At 67.5% G+C, this 15030-nt stretch carries 13 protein-coding genes; 6 read left to right on the forward strand and 7 right to left on the reverse strand.

The genetic code is table 11. From position 1 onward, the window contains the following. The first annotated feature begins 56 nt into the window (after positions 1-56). From WMF20_RS35745 to WMF20_RS35765, 5 genes are read left to right on the forward strand one after another with little or no spacing between them, the layout of a single operon-like run. Positions 57-1235, forward strand: coding sequence for a hypothetical protein (locus WMF20_RS35745; RefSeq protein ID WP_437606284.1), 1179 nt, complete (start codon positions 57-59; stop codon positions 1233-1235). Then, positions 1232-1594 carry a hypothetical protein gene (locus tag WMF20_RS35750; protein WP_437606285.1) on the forward strand — a complete coding sequence of 121 codons (363 nt, stop codon included), beginning with the start codon at positions 1232-1234 and terminating at the stop codon, positions 1592-1594. The genes WMF20_RS35745 and WMF20_RS35750 overlap by 4 nt, the downstream gene beginning before the upstream one ends. Beyond that, positions 1591-2535: a hypothetical protein gene (locus tag WMF20_RS35755; protein WP_437606286.1), complete on the forward strand. Its 945-nt coding sequence runs from the start codon at positions 1591-1593 to the stop codon at positions 2533-2535. The genes WMF20_RS35750 and WMF20_RS35755 overlap by 4 nt, the downstream gene beginning before the upstream one ends. Then, positions 2532-2891, forward strand: a complete 360-nt coding sequence (locus WMF20_RS35760; protein WP_437606287.1) for a hypothetical protein — start codon at positions 2532-2534, stop codon at positions 2889-2891. Before WMF20_RS35755 ends, WMF20_RS35760 begins: the two co-directional genes overlap by 4 nt. Next, positions 2888-4189 (forward strand): tyrosine-type recombinase/integrase, encoded by a 1302-nt coding sequence (locus WMF20_RS35765; protein ID WP_437606288.1) that lies wholly within the window; start codon positions 2888-2890, stop codon positions 4187-4189. The genes WMF20_RS35760 and WMF20_RS35765 overlap by 4 nt, the downstream gene beginning before the upstream one ends. Here the strand turns inward: WMF20_RS35765 and WMF20_RS35770 are convergent. Further along, entirely contained in the window at positions 4140-4727 is a 588-nt protein-coding gene (locus WMF20_RS35770; RefSeq protein WP_437606289.1) for a thioredoxin family protein, read from the reverse strand. The two genes, WMF20_RS35765 and WMF20_RS35770, sit on opposite strands and share 50 nt — an antisense overlap. Positions 4728-5114: 387 nt before the next feature. Between WMF20_RS35770 and WMF20_RS35775 the strand changes: the two genes are divergently transcribed. Further along, the gene (locus tag WMF20_RS35775; protein WP_437606290.1) at positions 5115-6200 is read left to right on the forward strand and encodes an acyltransferase family protein; all 1086 of its coding nucleotides are present in this window, start codon (positions 5115-5117) and stop codon (positions 6198-6200) included. A gap of 35 nt (positions 6201-6235) precedes the next feature. Here the strand turns inward: WMF20_RS35775 and WMF20_RS35780 are convergent, their stop codons facing one another. The 6 genes from WMF20_RS35780 to WMF20_RS35805 all read right to left on the reverse strand — a co-directional run bounded on the left by WMF20_RS35780 (position 6236) and on the right by WMF20_RS35805 (position 14942). After that, entirely contained in the window at positions 6236-7477 is a 1242-nt protein-coding gene (locus WMF20_RS35780; protein ID WP_437606291.1) for a glycosyl hydrolase family 18 protein, read from the reverse strand. A 406-nt stretch (positions 7478-7883) separates the two neighbouring features. Then, the gene (locus WMF20_RS35785; protein ID WP_129578490.1) at positions 7884-8432 is read right to left on the reverse strand and encodes a barstar family protein; all 549 of its coding nucleotides are present in this window, start codon (positions 8430-8432) and stop codon (positions 7884-7886) included. A gap of 412 nt (positions 8433-8844) precedes the next feature. Beyond that, entirely contained in the window at positions 8845-9231 is a 387-nt protein-coding gene (locus WMF20_RS35790) for a hypothetical protein (RefSeq protein ID WP_129578491.1), read from the reverse strand. Beyond that, positions 9228-11747 carry an RHS repeat-associated core domain-containing protein gene (locus WMF20_RS35795; protein ID WP_437606292.1) on the reverse strand — a complete coding sequence of 840 codons (2520 nt, stop codon included), beginning with the start codon at positions 11745-11747 and terminating at the stop codon, positions 9228-9230. Before WMF20_RS35795 ends, WMF20_RS35790 begins: the two co-directional genes overlap by 4 nt. A 596-nt stretch (positions 11748-12343) precedes the next feature. Beyond that, positions 12344-12853, reverse strand: coding sequence for a hypothetical protein (locus tag WMF20_RS35800; RefSeq protein ID WP_437606294.1), 510 nt, complete (start codon positions 12851-12853; stop codon positions 12344-12346). A 4-nt stretch (positions 12854-12857) separates the two neighbouring features. Further along, positions 12858-14942 carry an RHS repeat-associated core domain-containing protein gene (locus WMF20_RS35805; protein ID WP_437606295.1) on the reverse strand — a complete coding sequence of 695 codons (2085 nt, stop codon included), beginning with the start codon at positions 14940-14942 and terminating at the stop codon, positions 12858-12860. Positions 14943-15030: the final 88 nt, after the last annotated feature.

Consider the following 15030-nt stretch of genomic DNA (forward strand, 5'->3'; position numbering starts at 1 on the left):
GCCGTCGTGTGCCCGCGGACCCATGACGTCAACGGACTGAACGATACGAGGTTGCCATGATGCATGCACAGGAGTCGGTTCACGCAGCGTCTCACAAGCCGGATCGCGGGCAGATGAACGGGGCCAGCGCGCCGCGCTCCGCCGAGGAGGCCGGTGCCGCGGAGTCGCCAACCAAGGTGCGCCAGTACCCGCCGCGCGCCTTCCTCGACGAGGTGGCCGCGCTGTACCAGCGCTGGCTGCCCCGCGACTGGGCCCGCCAGCCCGAAGAGGAGAGCGCCGCGGCCAACACCGCCCTCTACCTGCTGGCGGTCCTGGACATGATGATCCGGGCGCTCGGCTCGCCGCTGGCCAAGTTCGTCGAGGACGAGGCCGACAAGCTGCACGAGACCGCCCTGGCGATCTCGCGCGGCAAGATGGATCCGCCCGGCGCCACACGGGTCGCCGCGTCGCCCACGCCCGGGCCCGCCCCTCGCCCGGCGCGCTCCGTGCTCCGCGCCCTCGGCATCGAGCACGAGCACGACGGCAGCACCCTGCACGCCGCGAACCCGGTGGAGCTCCTCGCGTGGTCATACGCGGGCGACCCGATCGCGGATCCCATCGACGGGATGCTCGACTCGATCAAGGACGACCTGTCCATCCTCCAGAGCGCAATCGCTGGCGAGCAGGAGCTGGACGAGGCCACGCTCCAGATGCAGCTCTACCGGCTCCAGAGCCGAACGGAGGCCGCGCACCTGCTGTACCAGCGGGTAATGACCCACGTCGACCGGCTGCTCGCCGAAAAACCGGAGGCGCCGCACTCCTCCGGAACGACGGATGCGCAGCAGGGCGCGACGCCTCCTCCCCCGCCCGCGCCAGCTTCGGCGTCCGCCTCGGCGACGTCCCAGCGTCGTGCCCCGCTCGGCCTGACGAAGGATGGTGATACGCGGTCTTCCACGCTGCATCGCGACGACCTTATCGACGTTATCACCAAGGGGCTGTGCTCCGGCTCCGACGACCCGGTTGCAGGGATCCTCTACACCGTCGCCTCCGACATCGAGGTCGTGAACCTTGCGGTCGCTCGAGCCCTGGAGAGCGGCGACCATCCGGACCTGACGTTCGACCTGACGCTAACCGGGCTCGGCGATCGGGTGCGCGTTGCGCTCGAGCTTCACCTCCGCATGGTCGAAGAGCGGCGCGAGCACGCCGCCGAGAGTAGCGACGGCAGCGCTGCGCCGGGTGGAAAGGGCAAGCGATGACCGGCGCCGCTGAAATTCGGGTTGTGACCGACGGCCGGCTCGGCCTGGAGCTCGGCGCGAGCATCCACACGCCCGCGAACCGGGAGAAGCTCGACACCGCGAGCCTGCTCGTACAGGCGCTCTCCGCCAGCAGTCTCGATCCGGTCGAAGGGATGCTCGAGGACGTCGCCGACGATCTGAGCCTACTTGCCGCCGCCTTGAGGCCGGGGGCGAAGGGAGAAGAACTGCTCGACACCATGGACGTGTCGCGCATCCTGTCCCGGCTCGAGCGCTACGTGCTCGTGTGCGCTGAACTCCACCGGCGGCTCCTGGCGGAGGCCCGCGGCGAGCGGCGCGCCGACCGAGAGGAGAGGCCGTGACAAGCTGGGACCTGGACGAGCGCGCTCGCGAGGCGCTCTCGGACGCGTGGGCGTCGCGCCGGCCGGGGCGCGCTCGCCAGGTCCTCCTCGCCGCGCCGACCGCGGAAGCGATCGCGGCGGACGTCGCGCGACTGCCCGGGGCGCGGACCGCGGGCGACGTGGTGATCGCCGTGGTCTCCGCCGAGGCTGCGGCGAGGACCCTCGATGTGTGCTTCGGGTGGCGAGGCGACGAGGTGCGTGAGGCCGACCCGGCGCGCGTACTCGTCGTCCTGGTCGAGGATGAGGAGGCCGCGGTCGGGTACATAGGCGACGGGCCCGCTCCGATGGAGCCGGCCTCGCCGGAGCGGGCGCGCCCGCAGAGACCAAGGAAGGCGTCGAAGGACGAGGCGAGGAGGAACAAGGACATGCGCACGTCGAAGCGGAAGCGTGGAAACGGCCAGTACGGCTGCACCACGAAGGTGAGCGCGGCCGAGTCGCGCGATCAGATCGAGAAGGTCCTGGCGCGCTACGGCGCGGATTCGTTCACCTACCAGACCAACCCCAAGACCTCGACGACGACGCTCACGTTCCGAGCGCACGAGCGGCTCATCAGGTTCGAGCTGGTGCTCCCCCGGCTCGATGAGTTCGAGCGCGACGCCGGAGGGAAGAGGCGCGGTGAGAAGGATCAGGCGGGCGCGCACGAGCAGGCGATCAAGCAGCGCTGGCGCGCCATGCTCTTGATCATCAAGGCGAAGCTCGAAGCGATCGAGTCGGGTGTCGTGGACTTCGAGAGCGAGTTCATGCCGCAGATGGTGATCCCGGACCGTGGCGTCACCGTCTCCCAGGTTGTGCGCGAGGCTGGGATCCTCCCGCGGCTCGCCGCGGCCCCCGCTTCCGAACTCGCCGCGGAGCTCCTCCCGCCAGCGCGCCGGAACGGCCTCGCGGAGGCGCGCGCCCAGTGAACTCCGCCGCCGTCGAGGCCTTCGCGCGTGCGGTCGCCACCATGGCCGCCGAGCTCGCTGCCGATCTCCTCACGGATCGGCTGAAGGTGTCGCCAGCGCCCCGCTATGCGACCGCGAGGGAGAACCCGCTCGGCTCAGCGCGGGCCTTCCGTGAGGCCGCCGCGGCGGGGGCCTTCAAGACCTTCCGCCGCGGCAAGCAGGCCGCAGCGCTCTGGGAAGACGTCGAGGCCTGGATGGTGTCGCAGCCGCCGCCGGCGCCACGGACGAAACCGCAGGCGGACGGCGATCTCTCGCTACGTGACGAACTCGCGATTGCGGCCAAGCCGTCCACGCGCAAGAGGAGGGTCTCGACATGACCGAGCCGACGCAACGGCGCGGCCGCGGCCGGCCACGCACCGGCTCCGTGGAGCGCCACGGCGACCACTGGGACGTGCGCCCGACCCTCGCAGACGGGAGCCGCGGCGATCGCGTGTGCCAGCCGCCGGGCATGTCCGAGGCCAAGGCGCGCGAAAAAGCCCGCGCGCTGACGGAGCTCGCCCAGCGTGAGGGCGTCACACGCGCGCCGGCGGTGGTCGCCGTCGCCCCCGCCGGCCCGACCTTCGAGGCGTGGGCGGAGGCCTGGTGCACCGACCGCGAGCGGCGAGGCCTCGCCTCGGTCGCGGACAACCGGGCCAACCTCCGGAACTGGGTGCTCCCACGGCTCGACCCGCCGCTCGGCTCCCGCCCGATGGCCAGCATCGAGAGCTCCGACCTGGAGCAGCTCGTCGAGGACCTCGACGCGCGCGTCCGCGCCGAGGAGCTCTCATGGAAAACGGCCAAGAACATCTGGATGCTCGTCGCGAAGGCGTTCAAGGACGCGGTGAAGTCGAAGACGCTCGCGCTCCGCATCCGCAAGGACAACCCCGCGCTGAACGTCGCGGGCCCCGACGAGGGCGTGCGGCGGGCGAAGAGTTATCTCTACCCCTCGGAGTTCCTCGCGCTCATGCACTGCGCCGCGGTCCCGCTCCGGTGGCGCCGCTTGGTCGCGCTGCATGTCTACTGCGCCGCGAGGGCCGGCGAGGTCGAGGCGCTGCACGTGGAGGACATCGACCTGCGCCATCGCGTGCTACACGTCCACCGCGCGATCGATCGGAAGCGCGGCGGCTTGAAGGAGGTGAAGACGAACATGCCACGGCGCTTCACCATCGAGCCCGAGCTGCTGCCGCTTCTCGAGGTTCTCGTCGCCGACGCCCGAGCAGTCGGCGCGGTTCGGCTCGTCGCGGTGCCGCCGCTACACGCGCTCGCGCCGCGCCTCCGGAAGTACCTCCAGCGCGCCGGGGTGACACGCGCCGAGCTCTTCGCCGACGACGCCACCCGGAAGCGCCTCACCTGGCACGACCTCCGGGCGACGGGGATCACGTGGATGGCCATCCGCGGCGACGAGCCGCTGCATATCATGCACAGGGTCGGTCACGAGCAAATGAGCACCACGATGGAGTACGTGCGCGAGGCCGAGTCGGTCGAGTTCCTCCGGTCGGAGGTCTTCCCCCCGCTGCCGGCAGAGCTATTTCTGCCCGGAATTCTGCCCGACAGGGGTAGACCTCGGGTCCAACCAGCTGTAATCGTTACTGAATTCGCCCGTAATACTCCGGCTCATTGCCGGGCTTCCACTTGATGTTGCACCCGATGCTCGGGCGCTGATCCGAGGGGATGGGCGCCGACGCGAGCACCGCGTCGATGGCGGCGCGGAGGTCGCGGCCGGTCACCGGGACGTCGTTGCCAGGGCGGCTGTCGTCGAGCTGACCGCGGTAGACCAGCCGGCGATCCGGGCCGAAGAGGTAGAAATCCGGCGTGCAGGCCGCCCGATAGGCCTTGGCCACCTGCTGCGCCTCGTCGAGGAGGTACGGGAACGTATAACCGAACTCGCGCGCCTCCCTCGCCATCGCCTCGGCGTTGTCCGCCGGATAAGCGACGATGTCGTTCGGATTGATGGCCACGATGGCCACATCCTCGGGGCGATAATCGCGCCGCAGCCGGGCGAGCTCGTGACGGACGTGCTTGACGAACGGACAATGATTGCAGATGAACATCACGAGGAGCGCCCGCTCCCTGGTGAAATCCGACAGCGCCACCTGCTTTCCGGTGAAATCCGGCAGCCGGAAGTCGGGCGCCGGAGTGCCGAGCTCAAGCATCGTGGACGGGGTGCGTGCCATGGCAGAAATCTCCTCTCGCTGTGACGGCGCGCACCATACCACGCAGCGGGACGGCCGCGCTCCCCTCCGCGCACCGCGGCGGCCCCGCCCGCGCCGCGGCCGCGCCCGAGGTCGCCGGCCGTCGCTCCGCTCGGCTGCCCCGGGCCGGCCCGCGCCGGCTCCCCCGCCGGCCCGCGCCGGCTCCCCCGCCGGGCCGCGCGACCAGGACCGGCCGGCAGCCGGCGCGCGACAGGCCGAGGCGGGCGCGCCGGCGCCACGAACCCCCGAACAGCCGGGCACGCCGGACAGGCACGTACAGGGAGACGCCCTCGTCATGCCGCTGACGGACAGCGCACGACGGAGAGACGCTGTCATGGCTCATCATGCCACGCGCACTACATTCATCGCATGCGGCTCCAATCGCTGGACATCTTCCGCGGAATGACCATCGTCGCGATGCTCCTCGTCAATTTCCAGGACAGCTTCCCGGCCATCTATCCGCCCCTGGCCCACTCGTACTGGGAGGGCTGCACACTCGCAGACACGATATTTCCCTGCTTCCTCTTCATCGTCGGCGTGACCCTGCACATCTCCATCTCAGGGCGCCGCGCGCGCGGCGCGACCGACCGTGAGCTCGCCCTCCAGATCGTACGGCGCGGCGCGATCTTCATCCTGCTCGGGCTGTTCCTGTCGGCGTTCCCGTTCTTTCCCGAAGAGCGCCTGACGGAGCTGCGCATCCCGGGCGTCCTCCAGCGCATCGGCGCCGCGTACGTGCTCGCGGCGCTCCTCTGCCTCAAGACCACCGCCAGGCAGCAGGCGGGCATCATCGCCGCGGCCCTGATCGGCTACTGGCTCGTCCTCCGGCTCCATCCGCTCGACGATCCCCACGAGACGCTGGCGGCCCGCGTGGACCGGTATTTCCTCGGGGGGCACATCGCGCGCAAAGGCTGGGACGCGATGGGCATCCTCCCCACCCTCCCCGCGGCGATGACGGTGATGCTGGGGAGCCTCGGCGGACGCTGGCTCACCGCGCCCGCCGGGCTCCGCGCGCGCGTCGCCGGGCTCCTCGCCGCCGGCGCCGCGGGGATCGCGCTGGGCGCCGCCTGGGCGCCGTGGTTCGCGTGGAACCGCAGCCTGTACTCGAGCTCGTTCGCGCTGCTCACCGCCGGCGTGGCCGCGGTCGTCCTCGCCGCCTGCGTGTGGATCGTGGACCTGAAGGGATGGCGGCGCTGGGGCGCTCCGTTCCTGATCTTCGGCGCCAACCCGATCGCGGCTTACGTGGGCTCGACCATGATGGGACACCTGCTCTATCACGTGAGCAGGACCGGAGACGACGGCGCGAGGACGAGCGCGCTGGAGCTCCTTTACACGCGCCTCTTCGCGTCGTGGCTCTCGCCGCTGAACGCCTCCCTCGCCTTCGCGCTCGCGGCCGTCGCCCTCTGGCTCGTGCTCCTCTACCCCCTCCACCGCCGGGGCATCTTCCTCAAGGTCTGAGGCGCGCTCAAGGTCTGAGGCGCGCCGCGGCGCGATCACCTGGGGAAGTGGCGCTCGATCATCGAGAAGAACGCCGCCCCGCCCGGCTCGCCGCCGATGCTCCAGTACGTCACCCCGCCGAGCTCGCCCCGCCTGGCGGCGGCGACCTTCTCCTCGAGCGACCCGAGGTCCTCGAAGAAGAGGTGCTCTCCGCTCGCGAGGACCCGGTTCGGCGCCCTCCCCGCCGCGAGCCGCGCGGCCCCGTCCTCCGGGCACCGGCGCATGTGGTCGGTGCTCGTGTCGTAGCCGTCGCCGCCCGCGAGCTCAAGGCACTTGCCGAGCGGCTCGCACCCCACCACGGCGCCCCCGTCCCCCGGCGCCTCCGGCCCGAGCAGGCCGTAGTTCGGCAGGCCGAGGATGAACTTCTCGCGGCGCGCGCCGCCGTCGAGGCCCCCGATGTACGCGACGGTCCGCTCCACCCACCCGAGGGGCGCGACCGGGCCGGCGTGCGCGCCGCCGCCAAAGTGGTAGTCGTAGCTCATCACGTGCACGTGATCCGCCGAGGCGCTCAGCGCCTCGTAGTCGAACACCCCCGTCGCGGAGGCGACCGCCGGGACCGCGAGCGAGAGCGTCTTTTCGGCCGCGTGGAGCGCGCGCGAGAGCTCGTCGATGAACGCCGAGAACGAAGCCCGCTCGGCCTCCACGGTCTCGCCCGGCCCGAGCACGGACGCGAGGTGCTCGTAGTCGATGTCGAGCCCGTCGTAGCCGTTCTCCACCGCGAGGGCCACGAGGCCCGCCACGTGCTGCGCCCGGAGCGCGGGATCGTGGATCATCGCGTGCACCGCGACGACGTCCGGCCGGTCGACCGCGGCGACGAGCGGGACGAGCCGGGTCCGCCCGCCGCCGGGCGTCGTGCGGTCGAGGACGCGCGGGTCGTGAAAGCCCGCGAACGGCGCGGACCGGCCGCGCGGGTGGTTCTCGAACGTGGTCGGCGAGGCGACGCGCCACCACTTCGGGTGGACGGCGTCGAACGCCTCGGCGCGGGCCGCGAAGGTGTCGTAGCCGAGATCCGTGGACGCGGGATCTCCGAGGAACTCGTGCAGCCAGCCGCAGAAGCGGTGATCGCCCGCCGCCCCCTCGCGCGGCGCCGCGGCGTGCGGCGCGTCGGGCGCCTCCGGCGCGCCGGGAGCGGCGCTCCCGACCTCGACGATGAGCGGCGTGCGCTCCACCCCGCCGCCGCACGAGGCGGCGGCAGCGGCGGAGCAGGCGAGCGGCAGGATCCGGAGGAGCAGCTTCATGGCGGCCGCCCCTCTAGCAGCCCGCGGCCCGAGCTACAGCCGGGATCGCGCGGTTCCGCGGGGCGCCTCACGATGCGCCCGAGATGCGCCGTTTGACGGCCGCTCCATCTCCGCGCCGAGCGCCCGTTCTGCAGCACCGCGCTGTCCGCGCTGCGCGTCGTCTTCAGGCGCCCGAGCCTGAAATTTCGGACTGCTTACCTGGCGCATGGACATCGCTAGGTGGCGAGGCTCAAGATCAACAACACCGGGTAGGTCGAGGGCGCACGGGCCCGGCGAACGGCTCCCCGACCCGAGTGGGCTAGGCGTCGTCACGTGGCGCACGGACGTGGTGCAGATTCTTTACTCGGCGTGGACTACGGACTCCTTCACGCCTTCGCCGTCAGTCCCTGGCCTCGGCGCGCAGAGCCTATTCGTCCTCCTCGGCTCGGTCCACCAGCTGGCAGTCATGGCAGAAGTGGCGTTCCACCTTTAGAAGGGTCGCAAAAAATTCGTGGCGGAAGCTCATCGGGCCGACAGCGACGTGAAACGGCACCTCGCGGCCTTCGGGGGACTCGGCTCGCGTGCCGAGGAGATCGAGCAACGTTGCGAACGAGAGCGCATCGGCGGCGATGAGATGCGCCGGCTCGCGAAACAGCACGACATGCCCACGCTGGGATTCACTGGGCGACTGCGACCGATGCGACCAACGCATGCTCGTGATACAGTCTGCGGCACCATCCCAGCTCCGATTATAGCCCGCATCACCACGATGAGGCAACCCGAACGCTTGAGCGAGCTCTCTTAACACCTCCGCCTCATTCGCCATTCGATCCCCGCGAAGCACAGTAAACTGATACGACAGATCGCGCGCAACCTGCCGCAGCGCCGTCTCGACGCTCTCGATCCGCACACCATCACGAAAGACGTGAATATCCCGCTCAACAGAGCCTTGAAAATGCATCAGATCCATGATCATCGAATTGCTCACTTGCTCCGATCGAGCTTAGTGCCCGGGGCTTCTCGATCCGGAAGGCGGCCGAGAAGCTCTGCTTGTCGTCCTCGGTCCTCCATCTGGCGCTTCGAGCCCATGATGGCGGCGTCCCAGAAGCTTCGCTCGAAGCCGGCTGCTCGATGCGCTGATTTCCCGGGAGATCCGATGGGTCGATCCGGGGGAACGCGGTGTGCCGCAAGCTTGAGCTTCTGGAACACCGCCGCTGGAAACCGCTCCGCTATCCGCTCCGGGCGCTCACCATCCCCATCTTCGGCCCGCTCACCTGGCGCATGAACAGCGGTCGATGGCAAGCGTCAACAACAACAACACAACACTAACAACACCGGGCTGGTCGAAGGCGCTTGGATTGGACGAGCGGCTGCTGCACCGCCCTCCTTCACCGACGCCAGTCCCACATTGGTCGAGCTCGGATCAATTCAGCGAATTCGTGAAGCGGCAGAATGATGCCATGCTGCGTATCCACCACGAGGTCACGTCGTTCCGCGAGTTTCTGCACCACCCGACGCGTGAGCGGCAGGTTGCTCGTCGTCAGGGTGAAGAAACTCGGAGCAGCTCCGATGAGCCTAGTGATCATTGGGACGGTATCAGGATCCTCGATCTCCGCGTACGGGTTTGGATTGAGAACGATCCACCTCTCCCCAGGGGCGGCAATTGTGATCCCACCAAACTCCGTCTTGGTGAGCTGAAACACTTCGTCAAGTGGCGCGGCGAGGCTCTCAATGAACTCCCCGGGCGGTGCGGCAATCGTTAGGGTATCGGTCATGGCTTTTGGATCCAATGCGATGGCCGAGGACCGGCCTTTACAATATCATAAAGATTCTCTGGGGTGGTGGCCAGCGGCCACCCTCTCTGCGCGAATTGTGTTTGTAAGGCTCTTGACGCATTGGGCGCATAGGCGATGGGATCCCAGCCGCGCGCCGCAGTTTCCTCCATTTGAGTCGTCAAACCCTTCGTATTGCCAGTCTTTATTCGAATCACCCGCCCATCGGTCAACGCGATGTCGAGGTCCGTACCAGGCAGGCCGTTGGGCCGCATCGTCTTTATGTTGACATCCTCCACGATCCCGGGAACGCGCCTCTCGATCTCGGTCGCCAGCTCTCCAACCTGCGGATCGGTGCTGGTGAAGGTCCTGGGTGCTACCCTTGCGGCGGCGCCAGTCTCAGCGGCTGCTTCCGCGGCGAACCGCTCCGAGAAGGTGACCACCTTGCCGCCGCCGCCTGCTCCCAGGCCGTACAACTCAGGCAGCTTCCCCGCTGCCGTTCGCGCCCCCGCAGCGATTTCGCTCCACGGGACGAAAGCGGCTCCTGCCTGAACGGTCTGTGAAATCGCCCGTCCAGTCTCGTAGTTATCCTCTAGCTGGAACTTGCGTAGCCCCTCTGCGCCAGCAGACGGCGCTTCGCCATGCAGCCCGCTGAGGTCGACGAACAGGGACCCCAAGAAGAGCACTGGTCCGGCTGGCAGTAGCGCCGAGGCAAGCAGAGCGTGCCCAGCGCTCTCGGTCACATCGTGTTTGATGCCCGTCTTGGCGGCCTCCCAGCGCTCCTCCTTCGTCGCAGGAGTGGCACGAGCCCTCAGGGCCGCTTCCTTAGCAGCTTCCGCTCTGGCCGTCGCTGCCTCGGCTGCGTGCTTTCTCCGCGCCTTCTGCTCTTCCGGCGTTGCAGAGGGCACCCCGAGCTGGGCTGCGTTCACCTCGTTGATCCGCTGGAGCGCCTCAAGCCCGTAGTTGGGCTCGTCTCCCTGCGTTCCACTCGGATCCCTCAGCCGAGCCGGACTCCCTCGCACGTATTCATACAGGTTTGGCCCGTCCACCATCCCCGCCGGATCCGCGCTCGTCCACCTCCCTAGCCACGGCGCGTAATACCTCGCTCCGTGGTAGTACAGCCCCGTCTCCTCGTCCTTCTCCTTGCCCGTGTACCTGTACCTCCTCTGCGAGACCTCGATTCCTGACGCTGCCGACCAGTACGCCGTCGTCCCGTACGGATGGTACTCCTCGTACCCGATCACCAGCCCCGCCCCGTCGACCTCCAGCGACGCCGACCCGAGGTGGTTGTCGAGCTGGTAGCGCACCCGCGGCGTCACCGTGAACGGCCCCGCGGTGTCCACCGTCTTCGTCTCCACCATCGCCACCCGCCGCGCGCCATCCATCACGTGCAGCGTCTGCCGCTCCAGCTCCAGCCCCGAGCTGTTGCGCCTCCGGTACACCTCGTAGCCGCCGAGGTAGATGCGCTCCTCCACCAGCCCGCTGTGCTCCCACACCTTGCGCACGCGCTGCCCCGCAGCATCGTAGTCGTAATAGACATCGCCCCCGCCGCCGAGATCCGTGCTCCTCACCTGGTCGTTCTCGTCCCAGGTCAGCGCCGTGATGTGCGGCATCGACGTCATGTTGCCGTGCGCGTCATGCGCATAGGTGCGGAACGGCCCGTGCTCCGGGTCCCCGGTCGTGCTCGTCAGCCGGTTGTTCGCCGTCTCGTACGCATACCACCGCGTCCAGCTCCCCAGCCCGGCCTGGTGCACCCACTGGTGCACCATCCTCAGCAGGTTGCCCACTGCGTCATAGACGTACTGCTCCGTATAGTTCCTCAGCGCCTGCGGGTCGTTCGGATGCGGCAGCGACTGGATCGGAAGGTCGTTCTGGTCGCGCGGCGCGTCCGACAGCCCGCCCGCGTGCTCCCGCCCCGTCGCCTCGATCAGCCGGTAGACCGCGTCGTACACGTACTGCGCGCTCGGCGACACCACGTCGTTGTTGAAGAACACCGTCTGCTGCGCGCTGTCCCCGATCTCCACGATGTTCCCGACCGGGTCGTACACGTACCTCAGGTTCTGCAGCACCGCGCTATCCGAGCTCCGCGTCGTCTTCAGGCGCGAGAGCCGGTACGTCAGCGGGTCATACGTATAATCCGTGAAGGTGCCGTTGCCGTACTCGATCCGCTCGCGCTGCCCCTTCGCGTCGTAGTCGATGTCGTCCACGAACGTCGTCCACGCCACCGCGCCGCGAATCCGCGCCTCCACACGCTCCAGCAGCCCCGCCTCGTTGTACGTCGGCTTCACCTCGCTCGCGTCCGGCGCCGTCACGCTCGTCGGCCGGTTCAGCGCGTCGTACGCCGTCTGCGTCCCGAAGCTCTCCGTCTCCAGCAGCGGCTCGGCCGTCGTCGCGATGGCGGACACATCCGTCAGCCCCGCCAGCACCGACCAGTCGGCGTCCGCGTGCACGTCGCTGCGCAGCCGCCGCGACGCCTGCAGCACGTTGCCCTTGAAGTCGTACGCCTGGCTCGTCACCACACCCGCGCCATCATACACCTGGTACGCCCTGCCGCGCAGGTTCAACGCCGTTGTGACAGACCCGGTACTGGCCGAGAAGGACGCCCTGGCTCGCTTCGGCTTGGAGAGGATCGCTCGCTTCGGCTTGGATCGGCTTGGAGAGGACCGACGAGATCCCAGCTGCCCACGGGAAAGGTCTTCCGGCGGTTCGAATGAGGTCAACCGTAAACGAACTCGGGGAAGAGCGTGGTCTGAACGTTCACTCGTTTTTTTCGCTAGTCCGACGGGCATCGCGAGTCTCCAGCACCTCCTGGTCATGCTCGACCACCTTGCTGGCGAGATCCTCCCCGTGTCCCGAGCCCGACGATATCCGGACAGTCACCACCATGAGCCGGACCGCCGTGGAAGGCATCATGAAGGCGGCCACCGAGATCGCCAGGACGGGTCGAAGGCGCGTGGACTGGTGCTCGGCAGCGGAGCTCTATCCGGGGCGGCCCCACCACGGCTATAGGAGGGCCGCGTGCCCCGCGTCGAGCATCGTCGGCCCACGCGAGATCCGCAAGTGGCCATGGCGACGGCTCGGCGGCTACCATCATACAACCCAGCACAAGCAAGTGTCAATTTGCCAAGTATGGCATCATGAGCTCCCATTCAACATCGCTATCACGATCAAGCTCATCAGGAACCCCGGCCGCGCGCTCCGGCGAAGTTAGCTCCAGGAAATGTTTATAGCTCGCTGCCTGCACCATCGAATCCTTATCCCTCGCGACGGACTGCGCCAATGCGCGCAGAACAATGTCCCGATCTTCGCGATTCGACGCGGAGAATGTTGCAAAGTTCCAAAGAATACTCGACGCCTTCAGCCGACAGTACAGATCGGCATCTTGATGGAGCATGTGGATCACAGCGTCCACGTAGCTTTTCCTTCCCCAGAGCGCGACCAGGACGGCCGCCGCCCTCTCTCGGAGCACAGGCTCCTCATGCTGCAACAGCATAGATATTGATTTTTCGTGTTGATACAAACGATCTGAGCCAATTCTCGAAATAGCAGAAGCTCGATCCGTTGCGGCCGCGCGCTCGTCATTGATTAGCCGCTCATCTTGCGCGTTTGATTGGATTTTGCTCATTTGATTACCTTGATGTCAAAAATCGTTTCGCACGCGCAGAAAACTCTGCGAGGGATTCGGCCTGCGCGGACAGAAGCTTGTGAACATCAGACCCAGCCTCTTCGTGGAACATCTGCCTCCGCACCAATTTGCGCACATTCTCGAGTGAAGCCAAACCCTCGTTGACCTCTTTCAGATGCTCAAACGCTTCCCCAGTGCCCGGCCTGCGTACCGGCAAGCCAAGTGTATCACGCAGCGCGCCGGAGAGGTCGGACGGCTTCAGATGGGTAGACAAGGCATTCTGTGCGTGCTTGAGCGTGTTATGCATGGCCTCGGACAGCCTTGGATCCCCTATCATCACGTCCAGCCGTGCCATCATCTCTGTGCGTGCAACGTTCAGAGCCTTGAGTTCCTTCGCAGCCTTCGCGGCTCCTGCCTTGCTTAGCCTCTTCGCCGCGCGCTTCATGCCAGCACCGGCGGTTCCTTCAATGCCCTCTTCCGCCGCCTCACGAAGCGCCTTCCTGCCGGCCTTCGTTCCCCCCTTCAGGAGATCGAGCCCCGGAACAACCGCCACGACCGCGATGCCGAGTTCAATCGCTGCTCCATCTTTGCCCTCCATGACGTTGCGGGCGGCCGCGCCGATATCCCGAATGTCGGCGATTTGCCCCACAACCGGCAGAAGTCCTACGAGCACCTGGCCCGCAGTCGCGCTCCACGAGTCGTTCTCCGAGAACCCGCCTGCGATGGCTCCTTCTAAAAATGAGCCGACTCCCTCGGCTTTCCCGGTGACGTCAGAAAAGTCGTCAACGACCTCTTGCGGTCTTGCGGGTGCAGGCCTCGTCGGGGTCTTCGCAGGACGGCTTGGAGCAGAATGGAGCGGATCATCAGCAAAGACGACTAGATGCCGGTCCTCGAACGACACGTTGTAGCGCTCGATATAGGTTTCGCCACGGTGTGCGACATCTCCCGTGCCAACGTGCGCAATGGTGTCTTCGTCAACCCGAACGATCTGGTCACTCTCCGTTCCTGTCGGATCCGTCAACCGAACCGGATTCCCCCTCACGTAATTATACAACCCCGGACCATCCGCCATCCCCGCTGGATCCGCGCTCGTCCACTTCCCTAGCCATGGCGCGTAGTACCTTGCCCCGTAGTAGTAAAGCCCCGTCTCTTCGTCCTTCTCCTTCCCCGTGTACCTGTACCTCTTCCGTGATACCTCGATCCCCGACGCCGCCGACCAGTACGCCGTGGTCCCGTAGGGGTGATACTCCTCGTACCCGATCACAAGCCCCGTCCCGTCGACCTCCAGCGACGCCGACCCGAGGTGGTTGTCGAGCTGGTAGCGCACCCGCGGCGTCACCGTGAACGGCCCCGCGGTGTCCACCGTCTTCGTCTCCACCATCGCCACCCGCCGCGCGCCATCCATCACGTGCAGCGTCTGCCGCTCCAACTCCAGCCCCGAGCTGTTGTGCCTCCGGTACACCTCGTAGCCGCCAAGGTAGATGCGCTCCTCCACCAGCCCGCTGTGCTCCCACACCTTGCGCACGCGCTGCCCCGCAGCATCGTAGTCGTAATAGACATCGCCGCCGCCGCCGAGATCCGTGCTCCGCACCTGGTCGTTCTCGTCCCAGGTCAGCGCGGTGATGTGCGGCATCGACGTCATGTTGCCGTGCGCGTCATGCGCATAGGTGCGGAACGGCCCGTGCTCCGGGTCCCCGGTCGTGCTCGTCAGCCGGTTGTTCGCCGCCTCGTACGCGTACCACCGCGTCCAGCTCCCCGTCCCCGCCTGGTGCACCCACTGGTGCACCATCCTCAGCAGGTTGCCCACCGCGTCGTAGACGTACTGCTCCGTATAGTTCCTCAGCGCCTGCGGGTTGTTCGGGTGCGGCAGCGACATGATCGGCAGGTCGTTCTGGTCCCGCGGCGCGTCCGACAGCCCGCCCGCGTGCTCCCGCCCCGTCGCCTCGATCAGCCGGTAGACCGCGTCGTACACGTACTGCGCGCTCGGCGACACCACATCGTTGTTGAAGAACACCGTCTGCTGCGCGCTGTCCCCGATCTCCACGATGTTACCGACCGGGTCGTACACGTACCTCAGGTTCTTCAGCACCGTGCTGTCCGGGCTCCGCGTCGTCTTCAGGCAGTGCCCGCATTGACGGTTCGTCGGGAATCTTCGACAGACGAGACAAGAGCCTTCC

Origin of the sequence: Sorangium sp. So ce834 (genome assembly GCF_051521425.1) — a bacterium.
Classification (GTDB): domain Bacteria; phylum Myxococcota_A; class Polyangia; order Polyangiales; family Polyangiaceae; genus Sorangium; species Sorangium cellulosum_D.

Bases quoted from the DNA above. Each gene is read 5' to 3' on its own strand.
- WMF20_RS35745 (WP_437606284.1), top strand. From the start codon at position 57: ATGATGCATGCACAGGAGTCGGTTCACGCAGCGTCTCACAAGCCGGAT.
- WMF20_RS35750 (WP_437606285.1), top strand. From the start codon at position 1,232: ATGACCGGCGCCGCTGAAATTCGGGTTGTGACCGACGGCCGGCTCGGC.
- WMF20_RS35765 (WP_437606288.1), top strand. From the start codon at position 2,888: ATGACCGAGCCGACGCAACGGCGCGGCCGCGGCCGGCCACGCACCGGC.
- WMF20_RS35770 (WP_437606289.1), bottom strand. From the start codon at position 4,727: ATGGCACGCACCCCGTCCACGATGCTTGAGCTCGGCACTCCGGCGCCC.
- WMF20_RS35775 (WP_437606290.1), top strand. From the start codon at position 5,115: ATGCGGCTCCAATCGCTGGACATCTTCCGCGGAATGACCATCGTCGCG.
- WMF20_RS35780 (WP_437606291.1), bottom strand. From the start codon at position 7,477: ATGAAGCTGCTCCTCCGGATCCTGCCGCTCGCCTGCTCCGCCGCTGCC.
- WMF20_RS35785 (WP_129578490.1), bottom strand. From the start codon at position 8,432: ATGATCATGGATCTGATGCATTTTCAAGGCTCTGTTGAGCGGGATATT.
- WMF20_RS35790 (WP_129578491.1), bottom strand. From the start codon at position 9,231: ATGACCGATACCCTAACGATTGCCGCACCGCCCGGGGAGTTCATTGAG.
- WMF20_RS35800 (WP_437606294.1), bottom strand. From the start codon at position 12,853: ATGAGCAAAATCCAATCAAACGCGCAAGATGAGCGGCTAATCAATGAC.